At 38.7% G+C, this 24,845-nt stretch carries 24 protein-coding genes, 1 tRNA gene and 1 pseudogene; 13 read left to right on the forward strand and 13 right to left on the reverse strand.

Features of this window, described 5'->3' with window-relative positions:
- Positions 1-47 precede the first annotated feature (47 nt).
- The 4 genes from ACTG7Q_RS06500 to ACTG7Q_RS06515 are packed head-to-tail and all read right to left on the reverse strand — an operon-like array spanning position 48 to position 2,368.
- Entirely contained in the window at positions 48-395 is a 348-nt protein-coding gene (locus tag ACTG7Q_RS06500) for a hypothetical protein (RefSeq protein WP_439242094.1), read from the reverse strand.
- 30 nt (positions 396-425) lie between these two features.
- Positions 426-944, reverse strand: a complete 519-nt coding sequence (locus ACTG7Q_RS06505) for a hypothetical protein (RefSeq protein ID WP_439242096.1) — start codon at positions 942-944, stop codon at positions 426-428.
- A 35-nt stretch (positions 945-979) separates the two neighbouring features.
- Complete coding sequence (locus ACTG7Q_RS06510; protein ID WP_439242098.1) at positions 980-2,038, reverse strand: hypothetical protein; 1,059 nt, start codon at positions 2,036-2,038, stop codon at positions 980-982.
- Positions 2,039-2,041: 3 nt separating this feature from the next.
- Entirely contained in the window at positions 2,042-2,368 is a 327-nt protein-coding gene (locus ACTG7Q_RS06515; RefSeq protein ID WP_439242100.1) for a hypothetical protein, read from the reverse strand.
- Positions 2,369-2,491: 123 nt separating this feature from the next.
- Between ACTG7Q_RS06515 and ACTG7Q_RS06520 the strand changes: the two genes are divergently transcribed.
- The 3 genes and pseudogenes from ACTG7Q_RS06520 to tyrS all read left to right on the forward strand — a co-directional run bounded on the left by ACTG7Q_RS06520 (position 2,492) and on the right by tyrS (position 5,117).
- Entirely contained in the window at positions 2,492-2,824 is a 333-nt protein-coding gene (locus tag ACTG7Q_RS06520; protein ID WP_439242102.1) for a helix-turn-helix domain-containing protein, read from the forward strand.
- Between the two features lie 148 nt (positions 2,825-2,972).
- Positions 2,973-3,719: pseudogene (locus ACTG7Q_RS06525) on the forward strand (Rpn family recombination-promoting nuclease/putative transposase).
- A 207-nt stretch (positions 3,720-3,926) separates the two neighbouring features.
- Positions 3,927-5,117: a tyrosine--tRNA ligase gene (gene tyrS / locus ACTG7Q_RS06530; protein ID WP_439242104.1), complete on the forward strand. Its 1,191-nt coding sequence runs from the start codon at positions 3,927-3,929 to the stop codon at positions 5,115-5,117.
- A 37-nt stretch (positions 5,118-5,154) separates the two neighbouring features.
- Here tyrS and truB read toward each other — a convergent pair whose 3' ends face one another.
- The 7 genes from truB to ACTG7Q_RS06565 all read right to left on the reverse strand — a co-directional run bounded on the left by truB (position 5,155) and on the right by ACTG7Q_RS06565 (position 11,690).
- Positions 5,155-6,072 (reverse strand): tRNA pseudouridine(55) synthase TruB, encoded by a 918-nt coding sequence (gene truB / locus ACTG7Q_RS06535; protein WP_439242106.1) that lies wholly within the window; start codon positions 6,070-6,072, stop codon positions 5,155-5,157.
- A complete protein-coding gene (gene rbfA / locus ACTG7Q_RS06540) occupies positions 6,072-6,461 on the reverse strand; it encodes a 30S ribosome-binding factor RbfA (protein WP_439242108.1) in 390 nt (129 codons plus the stop codon). Before rbfA ends, truB begins: the two co-directional genes overlap by 1 nt.
- A 158-nt stretch (positions 6,462-6,619) precedes the next feature.
- Entirely contained in the window at positions 6,620-9,133 is a 2,514-nt protein-coding gene (gene infB / locus ACTG7Q_RS06545) for a translation initiation factor IF-2 (RefSeq protein ID WP_439242110.1), read from the reverse strand.
- Between the two features lie 20 nt (positions 9,134-9,153).
- Positions 9,154-10,686 carry a transcription termination factor NusA gene (gene nusA, locus ACTG7Q_RS06550; RefSeq protein ID WP_439242111.1) on the reverse strand — a complete coding sequence of 511 codons (1,533 nt, stop codon included), beginning with the start codon at positions 10,684-10,686 and terminating at the stop codon, positions 9,154-9,156.
- A gap of 35 nt (positions 10,687-10,721) precedes the next feature.
- A complete protein-coding gene (gene rimP, locus ACTG7Q_RS06555) occupies positions 10,722-11,177 on the reverse strand; it encodes a ribosome maturation factor RimP (RefSeq protein ID WP_439242113.1) in 456 nt (151 codons plus the stop codon).
- A 261-nt stretch (positions 11,178-11,438) separates the two neighbouring features.
- Positions 11,439-11,515: transfer RNA gene (locus tag ACTG7Q_RS06560), tRNA-Met, on the reverse strand.
- Between the two features lie 52 nt (positions 11,516-11,567).
- Positions 11,568-11,690 (reverse strand): hypothetical protein, encoded by a 123-nt coding sequence (locus tag ACTG7Q_RS06565; RefSeq protein WP_439242115.1) that lies wholly within the window; start codon positions 11,688-11,690, stop codon positions 11,568-11,570.
- A gap of 109 nt (positions 11,691-11,799) precedes the next feature.
- Here ACTG7Q_RS06565 and ACTG7Q_RS06570 point away from each other — a divergent pair, with 109 nt between their 5' ends.
- Positions 11,800-12,366 carry a DUF1439 domain-containing protein gene (locus ACTG7Q_RS06570; RefSeq protein ID WP_439242117.1) on the forward strand — a complete coding sequence of 189 codons (567 nt, stop codon included), beginning with the start codon at positions 11,800-11,802 and terminating at the stop codon, positions 12,364-12,366.
- A 34-nt stretch (positions 12,367-12,400) separates the two neighbouring features.
- Here the strand turns inward: ACTG7Q_RS06570 and cra are convergent, their stop codons facing one another.
- Both cra and rsmI read right to left on the reverse strand, forming a co-directional pair.
- Positions 12,401-13,387 carry a catabolite repressor/activator gene (cra, locus tag ACTG7Q_RS06575; protein WP_439242119.1) on the reverse strand — a complete coding sequence of 329 codons (987 nt, stop codon included), beginning with the start codon at positions 13,385-13,387 and terminating at the stop codon, positions 12,401-12,403.
- A 101-nt stretch (positions 13,388-13,488) separates the two neighbouring features.
- Positions 13,489-14,331, reverse strand: a complete 843-nt coding sequence (gene rsmI, locus ACTG7Q_RS06580) for a 16S rRNA (cytidine(1402)-2'-O)-methyltransferase (protein WP_439242121.1) — start codon at positions 14,329-14,331, stop codon at positions 13,489-13,491.
- Positions 14,332-14,405: 74 nt separating this feature from the next.
- On the opposite strand from rsmI, the gene ACTG7Q_RS06585 reads away from it, so the two are divergent.
- The 9 genes from ACTG7Q_RS06585 to ACTG7Q_RS06625 all read left to right on the forward strand — a co-directional run bounded on the left by ACTG7Q_RS06585 (position 14,406) and on the right by ACTG7Q_RS06625 (position 24,842).
- Complete coding sequence (locus ACTG7Q_RS06585; RefSeq protein ID WP_439242123.1) at positions 14,406-16,151, forward strand: penicillin-binding protein activator; 1,746 nt, start codon at positions 14,406-14,408, stop codon at positions 16,149-16,151.
- Positions 16,151-16,525, forward strand: coding sequence for a YraN family protein (locus ACTG7Q_RS06590; RefSeq protein WP_439242125.1), 375 nt, complete (start codon positions 16,151-16,153; stop codon positions 16,523-16,525). Before ACTG7Q_RS06585 ends, ACTG7Q_RS06590 begins: the two co-directional genes overlap by 1 nt.
- 2 nt (positions 16,526-16,527) lie before the next feature.
- Positions 16,528-17,115 (forward strand): D-sedoheptulose-7-phosphate isomerase, encoded by a 588-nt coding sequence (locus tag ACTG7Q_RS06595; protein WP_439242127.1) that lies wholly within the window; start codon positions 16,528-16,530, stop codon positions 17,113-17,115.
- A gap of 53 nt (positions 17,116-17,168) precedes the next feature.
- On the forward strand, positions 17,169-17,750 hold the full coding sequence (gene dolP, locus ACTG7Q_RS06600) for a division/outer membrane stress-associated lipid-binding lipoprotein (protein WP_439242129.1): 582 nt from the start codon (positions 17,169-17,171) through the stop codon (positions 17,748-17,750).
- 133 nt (positions 17,751-17,883) lie between these two features.
- Positions 17,884-18,546 carry an NAD(P)H-dependent oxidoreductase gene (locus tag ACTG7Q_RS06605; RefSeq protein WP_439242131.1) on the forward strand — a complete coding sequence of 221 codons (663 nt, stop codon included), beginning with the start codon at positions 17,884-17,886 and terminating at the stop codon, positions 18,544-18,546.
- A 7-nt stretch (positions 18,547-18,553) separates the two neighbouring features.
- The gene (locus ACTG7Q_RS06610; protein ID WP_439242133.1) at positions 18,554-19,615 is read left to right on the forward strand and encodes a DNA cytosine methyltransferase; all 1,062 of its coding nucleotides are present in this window, start codon (positions 18,554-18,556) and stop codon (positions 19,613-19,615) included.
- The gene (locus ACTG7Q_RS06615; RefSeq protein ID WP_439242135.1) at positions 19,615-20,817 is read left to right on the forward strand and encodes a DNA cytosine methyltransferase; all 1,203 of its coding nucleotides are present in this window, start codon (positions 19,615-19,617) and stop codon (positions 20,815-20,817) included. Before ACTG7Q_RS06610 ends, ACTG7Q_RS06615 begins: the two co-directional genes overlap by 1 nt.
- Positions 20,818-20,826: 9 nt before the next feature.
- Positions 20,827-22,488: an McrB family protein gene (locus ACTG7Q_RS06620; RefSeq protein ID WP_439242137.1), complete on the forward strand. Its 1,662-nt coding sequence runs from the start codon at positions 20,827-20,829 to the stop codon at positions 22,486-22,488.
- 2 nt (positions 22,489-22,490) lie between these two features.
- Entirely contained in the window at positions 22,491-24,842 is a 2,352-nt protein-coding gene (locus ACTG7Q_RS06625) for a DUF2357 domain-containing protein (protein WP_439242139.1), read from the forward strand.
- The last annotated feature ends 3 nt before the right edge of the window (positions 24,843-24,845 follow it).

Here is a 24,845-nt window from a genome sequence, read left to right on the forward strand (position 1 = left end):
TAGTAATTATTATGAAATTACAGTGAAAAAATACAGTATTTTGTTTATTATCTTACAAATGGCTCACGACCATCATCTTGCATATCATTTATGTAATCATAGTAATCGCCAACATTCTTTTTACATTGCTGAAAGTACTCATTCATGCCCATAGATAATTCTATTTCTTGATTTGCCATACAATCTTCAATATCATCCAAAGTATCGTTAGTAAATCGACATTGCTGAAATAATTCAAGTGGCGTTTTAACAAATTCTACTTCTTCATCCGCTAAACAATCTTCTACTTCATTGTAGAATATATTCACTTCTTTTGACCTTTGTTTATTAGCTTCATAGGATGACCCCAAAAAGCCAATAACAATGAGTGCAATAAGTAGCAGTGCATCTTTCATAGATTTGTCCCTATCAATTTTTACAATAAATTACCCTTTGCCTATTCTATCACTTCTACTAAGTGGATTTCCATTATCAGATGGCAGCGGTGTCTTATTTGTAAAGCTGTAAATTTGATAAATCACGATACCAACCCCAATAAAGCTAGCAATCATTTCAAATGCTGTGGATAAGCTAAAAGGTATGTATTTATACCCCATAAAAGTTGATGTAAGCAAAGGAACTACATACAACAAGATAAACAATGAAGTCCCCGCTATAATAGCGGTAATTAAATTATGCTTTTTAGACACTGGAGCTATAGCGGTAAATACATAGGTATAGGCAAAGGCACCTGCGATACTAAAGATAAATTTTATCGCCCCTGAAAACAACCATATTAAACTATCAGCATTGCTATAATCATCTGATCGCATATCACCAGATAGCGTCATCCAAATAATGACATATACGATTAATTTGGCGACAAAATAAGCTATAATAGATGCTGGCAGTAATAGTACCCAGCGAGCTGTTGGGGATACATCAGTTAGTATTTTATTTGGCATAATCCATCCACTGTTTTGTTAATTTTTAATTAATATTACTTATTATGTATAATAATACTACTTGCCATAGTGTCAAATAATTTCTCATATTGTGAAAATAAAGGACCAATTTCTTTACCATTTATTTTGGTTAAAATACTTCCTATTAACATACCCCTCTTATCATCATAAAAAACCAAATATGATTTTTTCTCTGTTATTCCATTAAAATCTGGAATATTATTTTTTCCTTGGATGTCAATTTTCTTTTTTTCTTCATGAATACTAGTAAACCAAACTGCAGGGTGATTATTTAATTTTGTTGTTCCAACATTTTTTAAATCAGTTGCTTTTTTATCAGGTAAAACAGTATATATCATTTCTCTTAATTCTTCTTCAGTAAATACATGTGTATCAATTATTTCGTTTATAAATTTCGCATCGCCAGACTTAATCGGCAAATTTGCTACAATTATATGAAACTCCCCCCATCCCTGACCATTTTGGCTTCTAAAACTCTGAATAACATGAGGCTGAGAGCTATCTTTCCCAGTCCAACTTATTGGCAAATCTAAAGATACAGTTAACCCTTTTGTTTTTGGGGTATTGCTAACATATTTATAAGAATATCCATCTTTTAACTCCATTTCTGGCTGTGTTTCATATTTTGGATTAAAAATCAAGAGAGTTTTCAAAACGTTTTCAGGTAATTTTTTCTTATTTCCTATTTCTTCTTTTGTCATTTCTAGAAAACCCAACGCTGAATTTTGATCAACAAGCCAAGAACTATGTTTTTTATCTAGGTCTGAATATATTTTTTGTTTAAACTTTTCTGCATCTAGGTTAGGGAATTTAGATATATAATTCGTCATGTTATCAATAGAAGGTAAAAATTCTCTGACAAAGTTATTTTTAACCTCTTTTGTTTGTAAATATAAGCTAGGGAATTTCTTACCAATTTTGTCAAGATGGTACATTTCATATACATAGTACGCATAAGTTTGATTTATACCATAAGCCAATTGTTCAGTAGCTCTAATAGTTGAAAATGCACTTTGTGATAAATTACAACCAATAAAAATAAAAAAACATACTGCCATTTTAAATTTATTCATAATCTATTCCTCATTTAAATCTTTAGATTTAATAACCATTAACAAAATATGAAAAAATATATCTATAATGGGTAATATCATCAGGAAAGTGATTAACAATGCTGTACATTCGCCTCTCCACCCTATATCCACACATCTCATTCGTACATAGTGCCATCTAACGGCCAAACAAATCCCTATAACAAGGGGGAGTCTAATACCTGTTGCAGAAGATAGTAAAAATGCCAAAATAGAAAATGGATAATAAACCAAGAAGAAAAGGATATACCCTTTTCGATCCATTTTCTTCTCTTGCTTATTTTGCTCTGTTTCTGCTGTTACATCGTTCACTTTGTCACCTTTAATTACATAAATGAATATTTATTAATAATAATATGCCTTTATACTTCTTCTTGCAAGCATAAAAATCACTAAAAATATGCAATAAACGCATAAATTAAAGTGAGAACAAAAATGGCAAAATTTCTTCCGAGTGAAATTGATCGCAAAATCGGACAACGAATTCAGCAAAAACGTCGTGAGTTGGGCTATACCGCAGAAAAATTGTCGGAGTGTGTAGACATGTCCCAACCCCAACTTTCCCGCTACGAACGTGGCACCAACAAAATCAATGTGGCTCATTTAGTCGCTATTGCGACCTTTCTTAAAACGCCAATTAGCTATTTTTTTGCGGATTGTATGGAAATGGCGGAGTGGAATCAGGATGAATTGGATCGCCATTGGTTAGCATTAACACCCTCACAAAAAATTCATTTAATTGCTTTTATCAAGGAATTTACACACTAGCGACAACGGGTACCCGCCCTATTCCCCCACGTTTTCCCCTTGAAAATTCCCATTTTTGTGATCTCCATTCCAAAATTAAACTAAAAATCTTGCGATATTTTCACCGCACTTAATAATGTTTCCATTCACCGCAAAATGGAGCTATACAATGAAACACCCCTCTCGCTATATTGATCTCACCACGGGCTACGGTTTTAAACGTATTTTTGGTACAGAAGTAAACAAAGACTTGCTAATTGATTTTTTGAATGATTTATTTCAGGGCAAGAAAGTAATTAAAGATTTGGTGTATAATAAGAATGAGCATGTGGGCAGTATGCCAAGTCTCGGCACGGTAATTTTTGACCTCACTTGTACAACCGATGACGGCAGCCAATTTATTATTGAAGTACAACGTAGTGATCAAAATAACCTCAAACAACGTATGTTATACTACGGTTGCAAACTCATTGCCGACTAAGCCCCTGTTGGAAATCGCCATGAGTGGGGTTATGATATTAGCGAGGTATATGTGATTGTGCTAATGGATAATTTCAGATTATCTGCAAGCAACAGTCAATATTTGCATAATATTCGATTGTGCGATCAGGATACTGGGTCGATATTTTATGATAGACTGGGATTTATCTACATTGAGTTAGTGAATTTCAATAAAACAGAAGATAAGCTAGAAAACGATTTACACAAATGGTTGTATGTATTAAAAAATATGGCAGATTTAAATCAGTTGCCACGCTATTTAAATAAGCCTATTTTTGAAAAACTGTTTCAAATTGCCGAATACAGCAACCTAAATAAGGGAGAAAAACAAATGTATGATGTGAGTTTAAAACGCAAATGGGACGAATATTCCTTGCTGACATCGGCTGAATCGAGAGGGATTCAAAAAGGATGATTAGAAATCCTAAAACAAAATGCTCTCAATATGCTAGCTCTCGGTTTAGATACAAAAACGATTGCTAAGTATATTGGCGTTTCCGTTGAAGATGTCGATAAATTAGTAAATTGATTGATATTTGTGAAAATATCACATTCTGCCCTTTATCTTTACTTGAATTTCCCTATAATGTAACCTTTATTTTATTTTTATTAGGAATGCAAAATGGCAGACTTGAATACTGTTCTCGCGGAACTAAAACGCGGTATTGATCAAATTTTCTCCGAACAAGATTTAATCGAAAAATTAAAAGAAAATCGCCCTTTGCGTGTAAAATTAGGGGCTGACCCAACCGCACCCGATATTCATTTAGGCCATACGGTGGTTCTCAATAAATTACGCCAGTTCCAAGAGTTAGGTCATCAGGTGCAGTTTTTAATTGGTGATTTCACTGGCATGGTCGGCGATCCATCAGGCAAAAATACGACTCGCCCACCGTTAACACGTGAAGATGTGTTACGCAACGCAGAAACCTATAAGCAACAAATTTTCAAGATTCTTGATCCGCAAAAAACCCAAATCGTATTCAACTCAGAATGGTTGGGACAGCTTGGTACAGAAGGGATGATTCGTTTAGCGTCTAACTATACCGTGGCTCGTATGTTAGAACGTGATGATTTCAAAAAACGTTTTGCTAATCAACAACCTATTGCGATTCACGAGTTTATTTATCCGTTATTACAAGGTTACGACTCCGTGCATTTACAGGCAGACATAGAACTTGGCGGAACAGACCAAACGTTCAATTTGTTAATCGGTCGTGAATTACAAAAAGCCAACGGACAAAAACCACAAGTCGCCATTACCTTGCCATTATTAGTGGGCTTAGACGGTGAGAAAAAAATGTCCAAATCTTTAGGCAACTATATTGGCGTGGCCGACACACCGAATGAGATGTTTGGTAAAGTGATGTCCATTTCTGATGAATTAATGTGGGATTGGTATGATTTGCTGTCTTTCCGTCCATTAGCCGAAATTGCTCAATTAAAAGCCGATGTGGAAAATGGTAAAAATCCACGTGATGTGAAAATTTTACTCGCTAAAGAAATTATCGCACGTTTCCATGATCAAGCGGCTGCTGATGCGGCGGAGCAAGAGTTTATCAATCGTTTCCAAAAAGGAGCCATGCCGGATGAAATGCCGGAATTTACCTTTACAGGCGAAATCGGTTTAGCCAATTTGTTAAAAGAAGCGGGGTTAGTGCCATCCACCTCTGAGGCCATTCGTGCTGCTCAACAAGGTGGGGTGAAAATCAATGGTGAGCCGGTGGATAATGTGAAACAAACGATTCAAGCTGGAACAACGGCAGTTTATCAAGTAGGTAAACGGAAGTTTGCTAGAGTGACGGTGAAATAATCACGTAAAAAGGGGCATGTCAACATGCCCCCCTAATCTACAAATTCACCATTCGACTCGGCCGAATCACATTATCCGCATTAATTTCTGCGACACCTAAGAACAAATTCTCATCAGAAAATAACCGCACTTGACCATAAAGTTGTTGGCTATTTTCAAATTTCACTCGTTGCCCAAAGCCAACCGCTCGGGTTTGCTCTGCGGTTAATGTCAGCATGGGGAGTTTTGAAACAGCACTATCCACAGATAATAAATGGCTATCTAAAACCGCAAGATCTTGGCGTTCAGCTAGGGTTTGCAACTGTTCCCAAGTTAACATTTTCTCCGCGGGATAATCGGCCACCGCAGTACGGCGGAGCATGGTGACGTGGGCGCCACAGCCTAAATGTTCGCCTAAATCGTCCACCAAAGTACGGATATAAGTCCCTTTGGAACAATGAACTTCAAGGGTTAAATAGGGTGATTCATAGCCAATGAAATTCAGTTCAAAAATAGTAATGGGGCGAGCCTCACGTTCTACCGTAATACCTTGGCGAGCATATTCGTACAAGGGTTTGCCTTGATGTTTTAAGGCTGAAAACATGGTCGGCACTTGCATAATGTCGCCACGAAAATGCTCAAGTGCGGTGAGAATTTCCGCTGTTTTTGACCGCACTTCTCGGGTTTGTACGATTTGACCTTCGGCATCAGAAGTATCGGTGCGTTCGCCTAATTTTGCGGTAACGATATAGCGTTTATCTGCGTCCAATAAAAATTGACTAAATTTGGTGGCCTCGCCTAAACAAATAGGTAACATGCCGGTGGCTAAAGGATCTAATGCACCGGTATGGCCGGCTTTATTGGCCTGATAAAGGCGTTTGACTTTCTGTAAAATATCATTAGAGGACATGCCTTGCGGTTTATCCAATAAAAAAACGCCGTGAATATCACGGCCTTTTTTGCGTGGTCGGGACATTATGCTTCCTTATCTTCCACGTGGCGAGCTTGATCCTGACGAATCACATCGCTGACTAAATTCGACATCCGCATGCCGTCCACCAAGGAACGATCATATTCAAAATGCAATTCTGGCACAATGCGTAATCGCATGGCTTTGCCCAGTAATGAACGAATATAAGGCGTGGCTTTTTCAAGCCCTTTCATGCCTTGTTCAATGGCGGTTTCATCATGATCAAACAAGAACGTGACAAAGACTTTGGCATAGGCTAAATCTCGGGAGACTTCCACGTCCGATACGGTAACCATGCCAATGCGTGGATCTTTGACTTCTCGTTGCAAGATAATGGCCACTTCTTTTTGTAATTCTTGTGCGACTCGGTCGGCACGTTTAAATTCTTTGCTCATTGTTTTCTCTTAAAATTTGCCCTCAATACCCTCACCCTAACCCTCTCCCAAAGGGAGAGGGAACGATTTAAAGGATATCAAAATTCTTCACTTTTTAACCGCACTTTCCCCCTCTCCCTTTGGGAGAGGGGCAGGGGTGAGGGTAAAGGGTTTTAATATTAAATCGTCCGTTTCACTTCAACCACTTCAAATACTTCGATTTGGTCGCCGACTTTCACATCGTTGTAGTTTTTCACACCAATACCACATTCCATACCGTTACGCACTTCGCTTACGTCATCTTTGAAACGGCGGAGAGATTCTAATTCGCCCTCAAAAATCACCACGTTATCACGTAATACACGGATTGGATTGTTACGTTTCACCACACCTTCTGTCACCATACAGCCAGCAATCGCACCAAATTTTGGATGACGGAACACGTCACGCACTTCTGCCAAGCCGATAATTTCTTGTTTGAATTCAGGTTGTAACATACCGCTCATGGCGGCTTTGATTTCGTTAAGCAATTCATAAATAATAGAATAATAACGTAAATCAATATGTTCATTTTCAATAATACGACGAGCAGACGCATCCGCACGGACATTAAAGCCGACCATAATTGCATTAGATGCAGCGGCTAAGGTTGCGTCTGTTTCAGTAATACCACCGACACCAGAACCCACCACTTTCACTTTCACTTCGTCGGTTGAAAGTTCTTGTAAAGATTGAACAATGGCTTCGACGGAACCTTGTACGTCGGCTTTCACGATCACGTTTAATTCGGCTAAATCGCCCTCGGCCATGTTGCTAAACATATTTTCCAATTTGGCTTTTTGCTGACGAGCCAATTTCACATCACGGAATTTACCTTGACGATATAATGCCACTTCACGTGCTTTTTTCTCGTCACGTACCACGGTGGCCTCATCACCAGCGGCTGGTACGCCAGATAAGCCTAACACTTCCACTGGAATAGATGGGCCGGCATTGTCAATTTCTTTACCGTTTTCATCTCGCATCGCACGTACACGACCGTATTCAAAACCACAAAGTACAATGTCGCCACGGTTTAACGTTCCCGATTGAACAAGGATCGTCGCCACGGGGCCACGGCCTTTGTCTAAGTAAGATTCAATCACCACACCGCTTGCCATACCGTCTTTAATCGCGGTTAATTCAAGCACTTCAGATTGCAATAGAATCGCATCAAGTAATTCATCTACGCCCGTCCCTTTTTTAGCGGACACATACACAAATTGCACGTCACCACCAAATTTTTCAGCAACCACTTCATATTGCAATAATTCTTGCTCTACACGATCGGGGTTGGCCTCAGGTTTATCAATTTTATTCACGGCCACCACAATCGGCACACCGGCGGCTTTCGCATGTTGGACCGCCTCAATGGTTTGTGGCATTACGCCATCATCAGCCGCCACCACCAACACCACAATGTCCGTGGCTTTCGCACCACGAGCACGCATGGAAGTAAAGGCCGCATGTCCCGGCGTATCTAAGAAAGTAATCACTTTTCCTTTGGTTTCAACATGATACGCACCGATATGTTGGGTGATTCCACCGGCCTCACCGGCAGCCACTTTGGCTTTACGAATATAGTCAAGTAACGACGTTTTACCGTGGTCAACGTGACCCATAATGGTCACCACTGGGGCACGATTGACTTTTTCTGCCTCAATATCACGGTCGCCTAAGACGGATTCTTCTAACTCATTTTCTTTACGCAAGATCACTTTGTGACCCAATTCTTCCGCCACCAGTTGTGCGGTTTCTTGGTCAATCACTTGGTTAATGGTCACCATTTCGCCCATTTTCATCATGGTTTTAATGATTTCAGAGGCTTTAATCGCCATTTTGTTGGCTAATTCTGCCACGGTAATGGTTTCACCGATCACCACATCACGGTTAACGGCTACCGCAGGTTTAGTAAAGGCTTGTTGAATGGAACTGCCTTTTTTACCTTGTTTACCTTTGCCTTTAAAATCTTTTTGGTTGCGACGATCCGATTGGCGTTCATTTTTATTGCCTTTATCGTCATCACGTCCGCCTTTTTTGGCTTTAGTAACTTTATTTTTACCCCCACGGCCACGGCTTTCATTGCGACGAACATTTTCTTCTTCCGCATCACGAGCATAGCTTGAAGTTAAATGATAATCCGCAAATTCTTCTGTACTGCTACTTTCGCTGCTGTCATCACGTTCCGCATAGCGTTTGGCCTCTTCGGCCGCTTTGCGTGCTTGTTCTTCCGCTTTTTGGCGGGCTAATTCATCCGCTTTACGACGTAATTCTGCCTCTTCTGCACGGCGTTTTTCTTTTTCTGGATCTAACGGTTTTTGCACCGCACTTTTTTCTGGTTTAGATTTCAATTCCACTTTGGCTTTGACTAAATCCGATTTGATTTCCAGCTCTTTTTTGCCTTTTTCGTTCGCTTTCTGAGCGGCCTCATTTTTCGCTTGTTGTTGGGCTTTTTGTTCTGCCTCTTTTTGTGCTTTTAAACGAGCCTCTTCTGCTGCTTTTTTAGCCGCCTCAGTGTCAATTTTACGTGATTTACGCACTTCAACCTGTACCGCTTTGGCTTTACCTGTTGGTGTAGTCGTACTCACTGTGGTTTTGGTACGGCGTTGTAAGCTCAATTTTTTAGGGGCTTGATTTTCTATTTTATCTGTCATACTGTTTCTCCTTACAACGATTAACTAAACCAACAGATTTCACGTGCTGCCATAATTAATTCAGCGGCTTTTTCTGGGCTTAATTCTTCAATTTCTGCTAAATCATCAACACCTTGTTCAGCTAATTCTTCCAGTGTCACGATACCTTGCTCGGCCAATTTAAAGGCGATATGGCGTTCCATGCCGTCAAGATTTAATAAGCGATCTTCAATGTGTGCCGATTCCAAGGCTTTTTCTTCCGCTAACGCCGTGGCGGTAATCACATTTTTAGCTCGGGTTTGTAATTCTTCAATTAAATCTTCATCTTCTAAACCGTCAATAGCGGTTAATTCACTGACCGACACATAAGCAATTTCTTCTAAAGAAGTAAAACCTTCATCAATTAAGATTTGTGCAAAATCTTCATCAATTTCAAGGGCCGACATAAATAATTTTAAGATTTTATTATCTTCCGCTTGGTGTTTTTCATTTAACTCATCGGTGGTCATCACATTTAATGTCCAGCCAGTTAACTGCGTGGCTAAACGGACATTTTGTCCATTACGACCAATGGCTTGGGCCAAATTCGCTCCCTCAACCGCAATGTCCATGGAATGATTATCTTCATCCACCACGATAGAACTCACATCCGCAGGGGCCATGGCATTAATCACATATTGTGCCGGATTGTCGTCCCAAAGCACGATATCCACACGCTCACCACCTAATTCATTGGTAATGGCTTGCACTCTCGCCCCACGCATGCCCACACAGGCACCCACGGGATCAATGCGTTTATCACTGCTTTTCACAGCAATTTTCGCTCTTGAACCGGGATCACGTGCGGAGCCTTTGATTTCAATCACTTCTTCGCCAATTTCTGGCACTTCCAAACGGAATAATTCTTCTAACATCACCGGTTTGGCACGAGTAACAAATAATTGCGCCCCTTTGCTTTCAGGGCTGACTTTGTATAACACGCCTCGCACACGGTCACCGGGGCGGAAATTTTCACGTGGCAACATATCTTCACGCACAATCACGGCCTCGGCTTTCACCGGATCTTCTTTGTTCCCAATTAATTCTAAAATAATGGTTTCACGGTTGACTTTTTTCACCGTACCAATCACGATTTTGCCTTCTTCGCTGATAAACTGTTCCACCACACGGCTACGTTCTGCATCACGAATCTTGGTACTGATCACTTGGCGAGCGGTTTGCATGGTAATACGGTCAAAGGCCACGGATTCAATTTGATCTTCCACAAAATCGCCTAACTGAATCTCAGGTTCATCTAAGCGAGCAGCCTCTAAAGTAATTTCTTTCGTCGGGTTAGTGACTTCTTCCACCACCATCCAACGACGGAATGTATCAAATTCACCGGTTTTTGGATCAATCACCACACGCACATCAATTTCAGACGGTTTTTCCACCCCTAAACGCTCTTGTTTTTGTGCATGTTTCTTCTTAGTTGACAGTGCAATGGCACTTTCTAAGGCTTCAAAAATCACTTCTTTCGGTAGGGATTTCTCGTTAGACACAGCTTCCGCTGCAAATAAAATCTCTTTACTCATTTTTTCATTATCCTTTTAATAGTTAAATTCAGTCATTAAAATTTTGCCACCACGTGGGCTTTTTGAATATTGCCAAACACCAAGGTTTGCGGTTGATTATCCACCATCAAGGTCAACATATCATTGTCAATTTTTTCCAATATGCCTTGCCATTTACGACGATCCGCCACCGGAATACGTAAATGTACGCTAATCTCTTTGCCTACATAACGTTGATATTGTGCTAGGGTAAACAATGGGCGATCTAAACCCGGTGAGGACACTTCCAAATTGTATTTATCCGCAATGGGATCTTCCACATCTAAAATCGCACTCACCTGACGGCTGACATCGGCACAGTCTTCAATTCCCACACCGTCCTCTTTATCAATAAATAAACGTACGGTCATAAAACGACCAGTGCGTTGACATTCAATTCCCCACAGCTCACAGCCGAGATCTTGCACGGAATCTTGTAGTAATTCTGTTAATTTTTGTTCTAATGTTGCCATTGATTATCCTTGTTTTTCCCTTTGTCACGTTATAGCCGATAATCACCCATAATCATGTAGGGGCGTATTGCATACGCCCTGCGGTTCAATCGGTTTTGGGCGTATGCCATACGCCCCTACATTTTATCTTAAACAGGCACAAAAAAAGGGCCTAAAAGCCCAGTGTAAATGTCCAAATTTTACGTACAAAAAAACCCAAATTCCAAATTTGGGTTTCACTGAACCTTTATTTCCTTTCTGACTTATAAACCTTTCAGAAAGTGGTTGCGGGGGCCGGATTTGAACCAACGACCTTCGGGTTATGAGCCCGACGAGCTACCAAGCTGCTCCACCCCGCGTCCGAAATATGGGGCATATTATACATAAAATTTGTGAAAATACAAGTCTTTTTTAAAATCCAATCCCTGTACCAAGAGAAACGCCAGCTCCGCCATTGCCTGCACCGAAACCACCACCAAACGTACAAGCAGAAAGCAAACTCACTGCTAATATCAACAAAATACTTTTTTTCATCATCTTTCCTAATATTAAATTAAAGGAAAATTGTACAGCAATTCGCAAAAACTGTTAAGATATAAAAAATTTATTTTAGCAAACATTCATTAACAAATAGGAAATCCTTATGTTTAACAAATTTATGGTCTGTTGTAGCCTCGTCCTTGGTGTATTCACTTATTCGCAAGCACAAGCTGCCAATCCTTTTTCTATCAGCGAAAGCGAAGTGAATCATTATTTAGCGGAAAAATTAAATGTCGAAGACAAACTCGGCCTACCAGGTTTATTCAGCATGGATTACAAAGTTGAAAATCTACAAGCCAAAATCGGTGAAAATAATTCGGGACGTGTGGAACTCACTGGTACCATTGACAGTTCACTTAACCTCAGCAATAAAATTTATGCCGGTAAACTAAACCTCACCTTTGACACCATTCCCTACTATAATGCAGAAAAAGGCGAAGTGTATTTAAAAGATCTACGAATTTTACGTTGGTCAGGTTCACCAGATAATTACGCCGCCCAACTCCAATCAGTTATGCCGTTTTTAAGTGACAGCATTGGAGCGTTATTATCCAGTATGCCGATTTATACCCTAGACGACAGCAAAGTGAGAGATGCCCTCATCAAAAAATTTGCCAAAGGCATTACGGTTGAACCGGGTAAATTGTCAGTAGATGCGGGCATGCTATAACTTCGCATGAGGCCATAAGGTGCGAAAATGCACCTTAAGTATTACGGCAGACAATCTCTCGAACCAACAAGGTTGAATTGGCCACATGAGCTTGGCTCTGTAAGCGTTTAAATGTGAGATCCAACAAGGAATCCACGACTTTATGGTGATTTTGTACGCTACAAATCACCTTATTTTCAAGTAAATCCAACATGTCATCATTCCCAAAGGTAGCGATCACCAATTCTTTTGGAATTGATTTACGTTGACTTAATAACACGCTGAAAATACCTTGCAATAAGGTGAGCGAGGTCACAAAAATAGCGTCAGGCAACGGATTATGGCTTAACCATTGCGAAAAGGTTTTAGCACAACTTTCTTTATGGAAATGATCGGCATATAAAAACTCAGCCGATTTTGACCGCACTTCGAGGGCTTTACGAAAGCCAACTTCCCGTTCTCGACTGGTTTGTAATTCGGGCAAAGCGCCTAAAAATAGCACCTTGTCATAGGCATGTTGAAAAAGTTTTTCTGCCAAGTGGAACGCATCTTGTTCATCATTAGTCAGCACATTTAACACGTTTTCCGCATTCACTCGGCGGTCAAACCCAATCACGGGGACTTTATGAGCATATTCTGCATAAAACGGGTGATCAGAGGCCAATGCACTGGATACAATTAACGCATCCACATTACGCCGCAACAGTTGTTTTGCACAGCCCATTTCATTGTGTTCGTTATCATTAGAACAGCCGATCAAGAGCTGATAACCATTCTCACGGCAACGATTTTCTAATTGATTGGCAATTTTGGCATAACTCATGTTTTCAAAGTCAGGAATAATTAACCCAATCGTGCGACTTCTACCCACTCGTAAACTCGCTGCCAAGGCATTGGGCCTAAAGTCATGTTCATGGATTAATGCTTTGACTCTGGCAATGGTTTTATCACTTACTCGGTACTGCTTGGCCTTTCCATTGACCACATAACTGGCCGTGGTGCGTGACACCCCAGCTAATTTGGCTAATTCCTCTAACTTCATCGTTCCCTCAATACTGCAAAATTCCCAGTGTTGATTATAAATTCATTATCCAGTATAAATAAAGCATTGATTTTCAAAAGTTTGATCTAGATCGCAAAATTTTAACCAAAATGCGCTAATCCATATTGATACAAGGCATTTTTCTTCTCGCCATAAAGTTCTGCCACAATCGCCGCTGCTTTTTTTAACGGCAATGCTTGGCTAATTAATTGTAAGGCTTTCACGACTTGTGGATCAAATGCCTCATTCTCCGTTTGGCGATACCCCTCAATAATTAACACCATTTCGCCTTTGGTACGATTGGGATCTTCCGCTAACCATTGGCGCAAATTCCCTACGTGATCGCCAGAAATCGTTTCCCATGTTTTGGTGATTTCTCGGGCAAGCACCACATAACGATCTGCTCCCAATACGGTTTCCACATCCGCCAAGGTGTCTGCAATACGGTGTGTACTTTCATAAAAGATCAACGTGCGGTCTTCTTTGGCTAAGTTTTCCAATTTATCTCGGCGTGCCTTGCTTTTTGCGGGTAAAAAGCCCTCAAAACAAAAACGATCGGAGGCAATACCCGAGGCACATAAGGCGGTAATCGCCGCACAAGCCCCCGGCAATGGCACCACATTTAAATGTGCTTGACGACATTTTCGTACTAAGTGAAACCCCGGGTCGCTAATGAGTGGCGTACCCGCATCGGAAATTAAGGCAATATTTTGCCCTTGTTGTAATTTTTCCACTAATAAATCCGCTTTTTGCTGTTCATTATGATCATGTAACGCAAAAAACGGCTTTTTAATACCATAATGGCTTAATAATAAACCACTATGACGGGTGTCTTCCGCTGCAATTAAATCCACCTTGGAAAATACGTCTAATGCCCGTTGCGTAATGTCTTGTAAATTGCCAATGGGCGTGGCAACGATATATAAAGTCCCTGAATTTGTCATTTTATCTCTTCTTTTATTGCTTTTAATTGATGAGCGAAGTAAGATCTACACTTCTTTCTTATCACGGAGTTATTATGTCTATTCTATTACAAGGGACGAAATTTAAAAAACGTTTAATGCCACTTTTATTTCCTGTGTTATTGGCAGGCTGTACAAACTTATTCGGAAGTGACTTTGATCAAACCTTAAAATTGGACGCCAATGCCAGTTCCGATTTTTATATGAATAAAATAGCCCAAACCCAAGAATTAGAAGATAAACAAACCTATAAACTTTTAGCCGCTCGTGTCTTAATCACGGAAAATAAAGTGGCGCAAGCCGAGGCCTTATTAGCAGAGTTAAATCTCAAAGAACTCACGCCAGAACAATTATTAGATAAATCCATTATTGACGCCCATATTTCTGCGGCCAAACAACAGAATAGCCAAGCCGAAAGCCAATTAAAATTGATTAATTTGGCGCAACTTAGCCCGTCACAAAGCGCCCGTTATTATGAAGTTTCCGCACGTATTGCGGAAAACCAAAATCAATTTATGGATGCCGTCAAAGCCCGTATTAAAATTGACAGCTATCTTACTGACGTTCAACGCAAACAAGACAATATTGACGACATTTGGGCGTTATTACGCAAAACCAATAAAGGCACCGTAAACAGTACATCTGCTGACGGGGATGTTTCCTTAGGCGGTTGGCTCGCTTTAGCGCAAGCCTACAATGACAACATTAATCAACCAACCCAATTAAGCCAAGCCTTACAAAATTGGAAAACCGCTTACTCAACCCATAGTGCGGCCTATTTATTCCCAACAGAATTAAAAAGTTTATCCAATTTCCAACAAACACAAGTCAACAAAGTAGCATTGTTATTGCCTTTAAGCGGGGATGCACAATTAATCGGTAGTACCGTGAAATCGGGGTTCGATAACGCCAAAGGTGAAACAAGTGAAAGTGAGAGCAATATTCAAGTTGATGTGATTGATACCATGACAACGGATATTCCAACTGCCATTGAACAAGCCAAACAATCGGGCGCCATGGCTGTCGTGGGGCCATTGTTAAAAAACAATGTGGATGTGGTGTTAAGTAACCCAAGCAGCATTCAAGGCTTGAATGTGTTAGCTTTAAATTCCACCCCAAATGCTCGTGCTGTCAGTCAGCTTTGTTATTATGGTTTAGCCCCTGAAGATGAAGCCGAATCTGCTGCCGATAAAATGTGGAATGATAACATTCGCTCTCCGTTAGTCATGGTGCCGCAATCTGACTTAGGGCAACGCACCGCCAGTGCTTTTACCGTACGTTGGCAACAACTGTCTGGCACCGATGCCAATATCCGTTTCTATAATCAAGCACAAGATATTGCACTTGCCTTAGAAGAAGGCGCCAGTAAACAAGCGGAAGCTATGTATATTGTGGCCTTAAGCGAACAATTAAGCGAACTCAAATCCGTAATTGACAATGTCAATCCAAATCTCACATTATACGCTAGCTCTCGCAGTAATTCCGCCAACAATACGCCAGAATACCGTTTACAAATGAATGGGTTACAATTTAGTGATATTCCATTCTTTAAAGAAACGGATTCTGAACAATATAAAACGATTGAAAGCAAAACTGGTGGTGACTATTCCTTAATGCGATTATATGCCATGGGTGCAGATGCGTGGTTATTAATTAATAAATTCAATGAATTACGTCAAGTTCCCGGTTATTCTGTGAGTGGATTAACGGGTAAACTTAGCGCTGGCCCGAACTGTAATATTGAACGTGATATGACTTGGTTCCAATACCAAGATGGCAATATCAATACCATTAAAAACTAATGTTCTCGGCCAAACTCACCCGTTCGACCAAACAACAAGGGGCGAGATTTGAGCGCTATGCTCGCCTCTTTTTAGAACAACAAGGGCTACGCTTTGTGGCCGCCAATCAATCTTTTAAGTGCGGTGAAATTGATTTGATTATGTTAGAGGGCGACACTATTGTATTTGTGGAAGTGCGTCAACGTAAAAACGATCATTTTGGTTCCGCAGTAGACAGTGTCGATTGGCGCAAACAACAAAAATGGCAAGACGCCGCCAATTTATGGCTGATTCAACGAGGACAAAGTCTTGAAGATGCCGATTGCCGTTTTGATTTGGTGGCCTTTGGTCAACAAGTAGATGATCTTGAATGGATTCCTAATTTTTTGGATTAATCATGCTAACAAAAATTAACGATCTTTTTGCCGAAAATATTCAAATTCAAATTGCGGCCTCAAAGTCTTTAGCCAACAACCTTTGTCTGGCCACACAAAATATGGTCACTTGCTTATTAAGCGGGCATAAAATTATTGTGTGCGGATTAGGCCGTTCCTATGCCAATGCACAATGTTTAGTGGCTAATTTAATCAATCGCTACGAATTAGAACGGCCCAGTTTTCCCTCCGTGCTATTAAGCCTCGAGGGCGCTATTGGTTCAGCGATTATGGCTGATAACCCAAACGAAACCTTGCTGCAACGCCAATTTAATGCCGTGGCACAACAAGGTGATATTTTAGTTGCCCTCTCCCCTCTTGGTAATGAATCACCCATTTTAAATGTGGTACAACAGGCCTTTACCAAAGAAATTGCAGTAATCGCTTTAACGGGTAATAATAGCGATCATTTACGTGGATTATTAACGGAAAATGACTTAGAAATCTCCGTGCCAAGCAATCGAGAAAGCCGTATTTTAGAGGGGCATTTATTTCTGATTAACGCCCTGTGTGAACTCATTGATCATACTTTGTTTACACAAAGCAGTTGACAAATTCGTTCACAAACCACAGACTATAACAGATTATTTAAGGAGTAAATTAAATGAAAATGAATAGCTTAAAAAAACTCGGCATGCTCTTAACCGCAAGCGTCATTCTACAAGGTTGTGTTGTTTTAGGATTAGGAGGAGCCGCTGTGGCGACCAAAGTAGGTACAGATCCACGAACAATGGGCACGCAAGTAGATGATGAAACCTTAGAACTGAAAGTCTATGATGCCGTCACCAAAGATGAACAGATCAAAGCAGAAGGACGTGTTGTTGTTGTCTCTTACAGCAATCGTATCTTATTGCTCGGTCAAGTGCCAGAAGAAAGCCTGAAAGAAGTGGCCACGGGTTTAGCCAAAGGCGTAGAAAATGTGGGTGATGTTTACAATGAAATGCGTACTGGCTCGCCAATTAGCGCCACACAAAAAGCGCAAGACAGTTGGATTACCACCAAAATTAAATCCAACATGTTGCTTGATTCTGCAGTGAAAACCACCGATATCAAAGTGATTACCGAAAATAAAGAAGTCTTTTTACTCGGTAACGTCACCCAAGATCAAGGCACTGCAGCCGCAGAAGTGGCACGTAAAGTATCTGGCGTAGAAAAAGTGGTGAAAGTCTTTAAATACTTAAATTAACAATTTCCCCAAGCAACGATAATCACCATGCGTTGCGTCTTGTGTTAAATGCGCCGAGTACGCCTGTACTCGGTTCAACCGCATGTAAAGTGCGGTTTATTTTATTGATTTTTTTATAAAAACAGGATAACAAATGACCAATATCCATAAACAACAGGTACTTGATGCCTTTCATTTCCGTGCCGCTTGTCGCACCTACGATCCGGCACGTAAAATTCCCAAAGAGGACATGGACTATATTCTGGAATTAGGCCGTCTTTCTCCTAGTTCCGTGGGATCCGAACCGTGGAAATTTATTGTATTGCAAAACCCCGCACTGCGTGAAAAAATCGCCCCAGTCAGTTGGGGGATCAAACACCCGATTCATGAGGCAAGCCATTTAGTGGTGATCTTAGCTAAAAAGAATGCACGCTATGACAGTGACTTCTTACGCAATGCCCTAGTACAACGAGGCCTCACGCCAGAACAAATGGCGGCTACGGTCGTCCGCTATAAATCATTCCAACAAGATGACATTAAAATCCTTGAAAGCGAACGCACTTTATTTGATTGGTGTAGCAAACAAACCTATATCGCTCTCGGCAACATGATGACTGGCGCAGCTTTAATTGGTATTGACAGCTGCCCCATTGAGGGATTTAACTATGATGAAGTGAACCGTATTTTATCCGAAGAAAGGGTATTTGATCTCAATGAATACGGCGTCTCTTGCATGGTGACGTTTGGATATCGTAATAAAGAGATTAAGAAAAAACACCGCAAGCCAGTGGATGACGTGATTGAATGGGTTGAGTAAACATCTCATGAGTAAAAAAAAATATCTTATTGATTTATTTTCTGGTTGCGGAGGATTGTCATTTGGCTTTGAGCAAGCTGGATTTGAATGTGTTATTGGTGTAGATATAGAACAATCTGCGTTAGATACTTTCTCCCACAACCACAAACATGCGAAAGCATTAAATCTAGATTTATCTCAAGAAGAAAGTATTACAACAATTGTTAATGAAATTGGAAATAAAAAAATTAATTTAATTGTTGCGGGCCCTCCTTGCCAAGGTTTTTCTTTAACAGGCAAACGAAATGAACATGATATAAGAAATAAGTTATTCTATTCTGTTTTTAAATTAGCTGAAAAAATAAAACCTAAATATATCGTTATTGAAAATGTTCCAGGCATTAAAACGCTATATGGAGGAAAAGCTAGAAATGCGATTATAAATGAATTTAATAAATTAGGATATTCTGTTTCAGAAAAACTAGTATATGCACCTGATTATGGCGTACCACAAATAAGAAGAAGAATGTTTTTTGTAGGTGTTTTAAATGGTGATGTATTTGAATTTCCACAAGCAACAAATAGCCCTGATAATTATGTAACTTGTGAACAAGCAATTGGAGATTTACCAAGCCTAGAATATTCTTTAGGTCAAGATATTAGTGATTATACCAAGCAACCTAGCTCTGAATACCAAAAAATGATGAGACAAAAATCTAATAAACTTTTAAATCATACTGGTACAAAACACACAGATCTTGTTATTAATGTTATCAAACAAGTTCCAGAGGGCGGAAATCACAAAGATCTTCCAGATGGTGTAGGTAATTCAAGAAAATTTAATGAGGCGTGGACAAGATACCACAGCCAGAAACCATCAAAAACCATTGATACGGGCCATAGAAATCATTTCCACTATCGTTGGAATAGAATACCTACGGCAAGAGAAAATGCGAGATTACAATCATTTCCTGATCATTTTGAATTTAAAGGTAATAAAACCCAACAATACAGGCAGATTGGTAATGCAGTTCCTCCATTATTAGGATATGTAATTGGTAAGAAAATATTAGAATTGGATAATCAATAATGCTTAATACAATAGATTTATTTGCAGGCTGTGGGGGGCTAACAGATGGCTTTAAACAAAGTAATAAATATAATTTATTAGCTGGCGTTGAATGGGATAAACAACCATTAGAAGTGCTTAGAAATAGGCTAGAAAAAAAATGGGGGTACCACAATGTTAAAGATATAATTATCCATTTTGATCTACAACGAACTCAAGAACTTATAAATGGGTTTCATCATGATCCTATTTATGGCTCATCTGTTGGCCTAAAGCAAATTATTGATAAAAATAATGTTGATGTCATTATTGGTGGCCCTCCTTGTCAAGCATATTCTATTGCAGGGAGAATCAGAGATAATAATGGAATGAAAGATGATTATAGAAACTACCTTTTTGAATCCTATATTAGAATAGTTGAAGAATTTAAACCTTTAGCCTGTATATTTGAAAATGTGACGGGCATGCTTAGTGCTACGCCAGATGGAAAACCTATTTTAGATCGCATCTCATTAGCTTTTAATAATGCAGGGTATGCTATATCAGAAAATATTAAAGAAGAGGCTATATTTGATGTCTCTGAATTTGGTGTTCCACAAAAAAGAAAAAGGGTTATAATAATTGCGGTCAATAAAGAAAAATTTACTAGCCATAAAGAAATGATTTCAGAATTTTATTCTGAAATGAATAAAAATAAAGAAAAAACTAAAACAGTACATGACGCTATATCTGATTTACCTAAACTCTACCCGACTTATCAAGCAGGAAAAGTTTCTCATATATCATCAGATAAAAATACATTGACAGATCACGAGCCAAGATTCCATAGTCTAAGAGATATAAAGATCTTCCAAATGCTAGCTAATGATATAAGAAATGGAGAAAATAAATATACTAGCACAAAAGCATTACAAGAAATTTATACCCAAGCAACAGGTAAATTATCTAATGTACACAAATACCATGTACTACGAGAAAACATGCCTAGTAATACTATTCCTGCTCATTTATATAAAGATGGATTAAGGCATATTCACCCAGATCCAGAACAAGGGAGAAGTATTACAGTCAGAGAGGCTGCTAGACTTCAGTCTTTTTCTGATGATTTTCAATTTATGGGATCTATGGGAGCTAAATACAAAATGATCGGTAATGCGGTTCCGCCATTATTTGCAAAGAAAATAGCAATAATATTAGAAAAGATCTTAACAAAATACAAATAAGGATAAATTATGAGTAAACTAGTTTGGATACACAAAGTTAATGCAAATGAGCTAGGAATTAGCCAAACTGAAAATGGAACTGGACGAGGGTCATTTCTACTTGTACCTACCGAGGCAAGGGAAATATTTTTTCCTGATAGAGACGTTCATCAGCATCCTGAAGTAAATGAAACGATTACGCTAAACATTATAAATGAAAATAGAATTGTACATGTAACATATTCAAGACCACCATCAAAATCAGAACACAGATTATCATTAAGTGGACTAAGCGAATTTATTGGATATAACAAATTATTATCTCCTGAAACTATTATCTGTGTATACAGACACGAGAGTAATATTAATTTATCCGTAGTAGAGAAAGGGTCTGTTTATGAGAGATTATTATTAGATTTTCCTTCAAGAGGAAAATCTAATAATCTAGTAACTAATGTTATTATAGATAGAAAAGCTAGCCACAAATCAACTAATATTAGTACACGCCTCCCAAAACCATTCCTCATTCTTGCCGGCATTTCTGGCACAGGTAAAACCCGTTTTGTCGCACAACAAGCGGAAATAACTGGACAAAATGGGGATAATTATTGCTTAGTACCCGTTCGTCCCGATTGGCATGAACCCTCTGATTTATTGGGTTATGTTTCTCGTTTATCTGGTCAAGATCGTTATATTGTTACCCCTTTACTGCAATTTCTGATCAAAGCATGGAAAGAAATTATCACCGTACAGCCAGAATTTGAGCAAAATCGTGTTAAATTACATCTTTCTCAAATTGAACAAATTCGACCATTTTGGCTTTGTTTGGATGAAATGAATTTAGCGCCGGTGGAGCAATATTTTGCGGATTACCTTTCTATTTTAGAAACCAGAGAATGGAAACAAAACAACGATCATTTTTATTACCAATCTAAACCGATCTTCAGCTCTCAAGATTTTAAAAAATTTGAGAAAAATGAGGATTTTTTAAATGAACTGGAATTAACCGAAGATCCAGTTTTAGTCGCCTATTTCAGCCAATATGGTATCCCTTTGCCATTTAACTTAATCGTCGCCGGCACGGTAAATATGGATGAAACAACCCATGGTTTTTCTCGTAAAGTATTAGATCGGGCGTTAAGTTTTGACTTTAATGAATTCTATCCCAATAAATTTGATCAATATTTCTCACCAAACACCGTAAATAAAGCACTCTCCTACCCGATTTATTCCAGTGCCAGAGAATATAAGCTAAATGATATTTATATTGAAAAAAGTGTGCAATTTCTCACAAAGATTAATCAAATTTTAATCAACACGCCATTTGAATTAGCCTATCGTGCATTGAATGAATTATTACTGAGCGTAATTTGTTTTCAACCTCAAAGTGAGGCTGAATTACAGGCTTTGTGGGATGATTTTTTAATGATGAAAGTGTTACCTCGTATTGAGGGAAGTATTGATAAATTGTATTGTGAAACCGTAGAAAACTCATCCAGTAAAGGGGAAAAAAGCAATGTGTTAAAAGAATTAGATAGTTTGCTGAAAGAAGAACTAAATTTTATTTTGCAAAATAAACGTATCGATTTATTACGCCTGACGAGCGAACAGATTGAATGCCGTAGTCAGAAAAAACTTGCTTATATGTTAGAAAAATTAGACTATTTTGATTTCACTTCATTCTGGCCATAATCATGAAAGAATATCTAACCCTTGAAACTGATGACTTTGATTTGACGATTTATGCTATTGCGGTGGATAATCGCCAAAAAAGTTTAACGGCATTATTTGATCAGCGCAACCAAGCGTTGACGCCAGAATATTGCTATATAGAGGGAATTGATGTTCAGCAAGCAAACTGCGGGGATGAAATACTTCAAATCCTTGAAAATAAAATCACGTTCAAACAGCCTATTTTCTTTGAGAACTGTGAATATTCCTTTGAATTCACTTTTAAAACTAAGTTAGTTTCTGCCAAAGTGGTGCATTATCTCAAAGGTATTAATGATCGATTTTATCCCAATAAACCGCCGTTTAAAGCCAATCAATTTAAAGGCAATGTGTCTACAGGGAATAACTTAGGTTGGTTTAGTTTACCTATTGTTTATCAGTTAGAAAAATCTGTCGTAAAACGGGTTGAATTAACGTTTCGAGTATTGCCAACGAAAATCATTCTAGATACCGATTTACCTGAAATTTATGAAAAAATTGATAAAGAATTTCCATTATTACGCTTTAACTTTTTAAGCAAAACAGAAAACGACAGCCAACAAAGCGAAGTGCGGAGGAATTTTCCTCTGTTTTGGCTTGCCCATTTTCGTACTTTAAGAATCAATTTTGAGAAAAATCTCAAAATAATTGAACAGCAACCACACAATAAATTGAGAGATAATCAGCGTTTTGTCAAGGCGGACAAAATCAAAGGAAAATTAAGCCCTCGTATTGCAGAAAAATGTAGAGAGCACTTACATAACCAAGAATATCATCATCATTATCCTGTCAATGCTAAATATTTAAGTACCGATACACCTGAAAATCGGTTTATTAAATTTGTCATTGATCAAAGCCATAAACAGCTCAACAAGATTCTTCAAGCAATTTTTATTGATAAGAAAAATGAAGAATTTTCTGACTACCTAAAAAACGATTTAGAAAATTGGCTCAAACCTTTAGCAAAATTAAAGAAATTTAGTTTCTTAAAAAATATTCCCGCAGAAATACCGACCCATTCAAGCCTTGCATTACAGCAAAAATCAGGGTATAGCCAAGTCTATCAGATTTGGCAAGAAATGAAGTATTATTTAGATTTCTTTGGGGAAAACAAGCATATTTCCATGAAATCTATTGAAGAACTTTATGAGATATGGTGCTTTATTACGATCAAAAATATGTTATTTGATTTGGGCTTTCATCTTGTAGAATCCAATAAAAATAGACTCGAACAAAAGCCAACTGGAGAATGGGGGTTAAGAGATGGGTTTGGAGGGGCGTTTCGCTTTAAAAATAGCAAGGGGATTGAAATTAAACTCGCTCATGAACCTAGTTTTGGAAAAAAGAGCAAGCATCAAATCATATCCTATACAGTGACCCAAAAACCCGATATTTTGTTGGAGATTACTCTCAAAAATGGCAATAGATCTGTTTTTATATTTGATGCAAAATATCGGATTAAAGTTTCCGATCAAAATAAGCAAGAAAAATATACGCAAGATTTAGTACCTGATGATGCCATCAACCAGATGCACCGCTATCGGGATGCGCTAATTTATCAAGAGCAAAAGTCCTTATTAAAAAAATCTCGACCAGTTTTTGGCGCTTATGCCTTATACCCAGGCTATTTTATTCAAGATAAGCATAACCAAAATGAAAACCCCTACACCACTTCTATTCGAGAAGTTGGGATCGGTGCTTTTCCATTATTGCCCTCAGAAAAAGATCAAGGCCAAGCGTGGCTGAAAGCCTTTTTAAAAAAACAGTTGAATGGCCATGTGGTTTACCCACAAAATGTTGAATCCGAAAATATTCTCTCTTTACAGGAAACATTCCATATTTCTTATACAGGTATGAAACAACGCTATCACCATGATCTCACTCTCACCATTCGTTTGGGGGATGATCGTGATAAAAACTATATTAAACGTTTTTTGACAGGAAAAGCACAGTATTACCATACCAAAACAACAATCTTTAAACAGAATATTCAAGCACTTTTGATGTCTGAAGTCAGTTATTTAGCCATTGCTTACCCAGATGACAGGCAGCATTATAAAATTACCTTTGTTTATCCTGTGCATTCTGTGATTAAAGCAAAACGAAGTGAATTACAAAAGCAATTTGGCACCCTATTAGGCAAAGAAAATACAAGCTCGGAGGATTATTATTTGTTCCATTTAGGCAACCCGATTGCCTTGAAACAAGCTATTCAGGCAATTCCTCTAGATAGATTTAGAGATTGCCTGAAATTGACATCATTGACTGAACTCGAAAAGACAAATGATTTCCATCAATTAGAAACCTTATATGATGATTTGTTGGATGTTGACTAACAA

The sequence above is a fragment of the Lonepinella sp. BR2474 genome, from assembly GCF_051851555.1.
Classification (GTDB): Bacteria; Pseudomonadota; Gammaproteobacteria; order Enterobacterales; family Pasteurellaceae; genus Lonepinella.

Bases quoted from the DNA above. Each gene is read 5' to 3' on its own strand.
- truB (WP_439242106.1), bottom strand. From the start codon at position 6,072: ATGTCCCGACCACGCAAAAAAGGCCGTGATATTCACGGCGTTTTTTTA.
- ACTG7Q_RS06565 (WP_439242115.1), bottom strand. From the start codon at position 11,690: ATGAAAAAAAGTATTTTGTTGATATTAGCAGTGAGTTTGCTTTCTGCT.
- infB (WP_439242110.1), bottom strand. From the start codon at position 9,133: ATGACAGATAAAATAGAAAATCAAGCCCCTAAAAAATTGAGCTTACAA.
- ACTG7Q_RS06615 (WP_439242135.1), top strand. From the start codon at position 19,615: ATGCTTAATACAATAGATTTATTTGCAGGCTGTGGGGGGCTAACAGAT.
- ACTG7Q_RS06520 (WP_439242102.1), top strand. From the start codon at position 2,492: ATGGCAAAATTTCTTCCGAGTGAAATTGATCGCAAAATCGGACAACGA.
- nusA (WP_439242111.1), bottom strand. From the start codon at position 10,686: ATGAGTAAAGAGATTTTATTTGCAGCGGAAGCTGTGTCTAACGAGAAA.
- ACTG7Q_RS06510 (WP_439242098.1), bottom strand. From the start codon at position 2,038: ATGAATAAATTTAAAATGGCAGTATGTTTTTTTATTTTTATTGGTTGT.
- tyrS (WP_439242104.1), top strand. From the start codon at position 3,927: ATGGCAGACTTGAATACTGTTCTCGCGGAACTAAAACGCGGTATTGAT.
- ACTG7Q_RS06585 (WP_439242123.1), top strand. From the start codon at position 14,406: ATGTCTATTCTATTACAAGGGACGAAATTTAAAAAACGTTTAATGCCA.
- rimP (WP_439242113.1), bottom strand. From the start codon at position 11,177: ATGGCAACATTAGAACAAAAATTAACAGAATTACTACAAGATTCCGTG.
- ACTG7Q_RS06605 (WP_439242131.1), top strand. From the start codon at position 17,884: ATGACCAATATCCATAAACAACAGGTACTTGATGCCTTTCATTTCCGT.
- ACTG7Q_RS06625 (WP_439242139.1), top strand. From the start codon at position 22,491: ATGAAAGAATATCTAACCCTTGAAACTGATGACTTTGATTTGACGATT.
- ACTG7Q_RS06610 (WP_439242133.1), top strand. From the start codon at position 18,554: ATGAGTAAAAAAAAATATCTTATTGATTTATTTTCTGGTTGCGGAGGA.
- ACTG7Q_RS06620 (WP_439242137.1), top strand. From the start codon at position 20,827: ATGAGTAAACTAGTTTGGATACACAAAGTTAATGCAAATGAGCTAGGA.
- ACTG7Q_RS06505 (WP_439242096.1), bottom strand. From the start codon at position 944: ATGCCAAATAAAATACTAACTGATGTATCCCCAACAGCTCGCTGGGTA.
- ACTG7Q_RS06590 (WP_439242125.1), top strand. From the start codon at position 16,151: ATGTTCTCGGCCAAACTCACCCGTTCGACCAAACAACAAGGGGCGAGA.
- ACTG7Q_RS06595 (WP_439242127.1), top strand. From the start codon at position 16,528: ATGCTAACAAAAATTAACGATCTTTTTGCCGAAAATATTCAAATTCAA.
- rsmI (WP_439242121.1), bottom strand. From the start codon at position 14,331: ATGACAAATTCAGGGACTTTATATATCGTTGCCACGCCCATTGGCAAT.
- ACTG7Q_RS06570 (WP_439242117.1), top strand. From the start codon at position 11,800: ATGTTTAACAAATTTATGGTCTGTTGTAGCCTCGTCCTTGGTGTATTC.
- cra (WP_439242119.1), bottom strand. From the start codon at position 13,387: ATGAAGTTAGAGGAATTAGCCAAATTAGCTGGGGTGTCACGCACCACG.
- ACTG7Q_RS06500 (WP_439242094.1), bottom strand. From the start codon at position 395: ATGAAAGATGCACTGCTACTTATTGCACTCATTGTTATTGGCTTTTTG.
- rbfA (WP_439242108.1), bottom strand. From the start codon at position 6,461: ATGAGCAAAGAATTTAAACGTGCCGACCGAGTCGCACAAGAATTACAA.
- dolP (WP_439242129.1), top strand. From the start codon at position 17,169: ATGAAAATGAATAGCTTAAAAAAACTCGGCATGCTCTTAACCGCAAGC.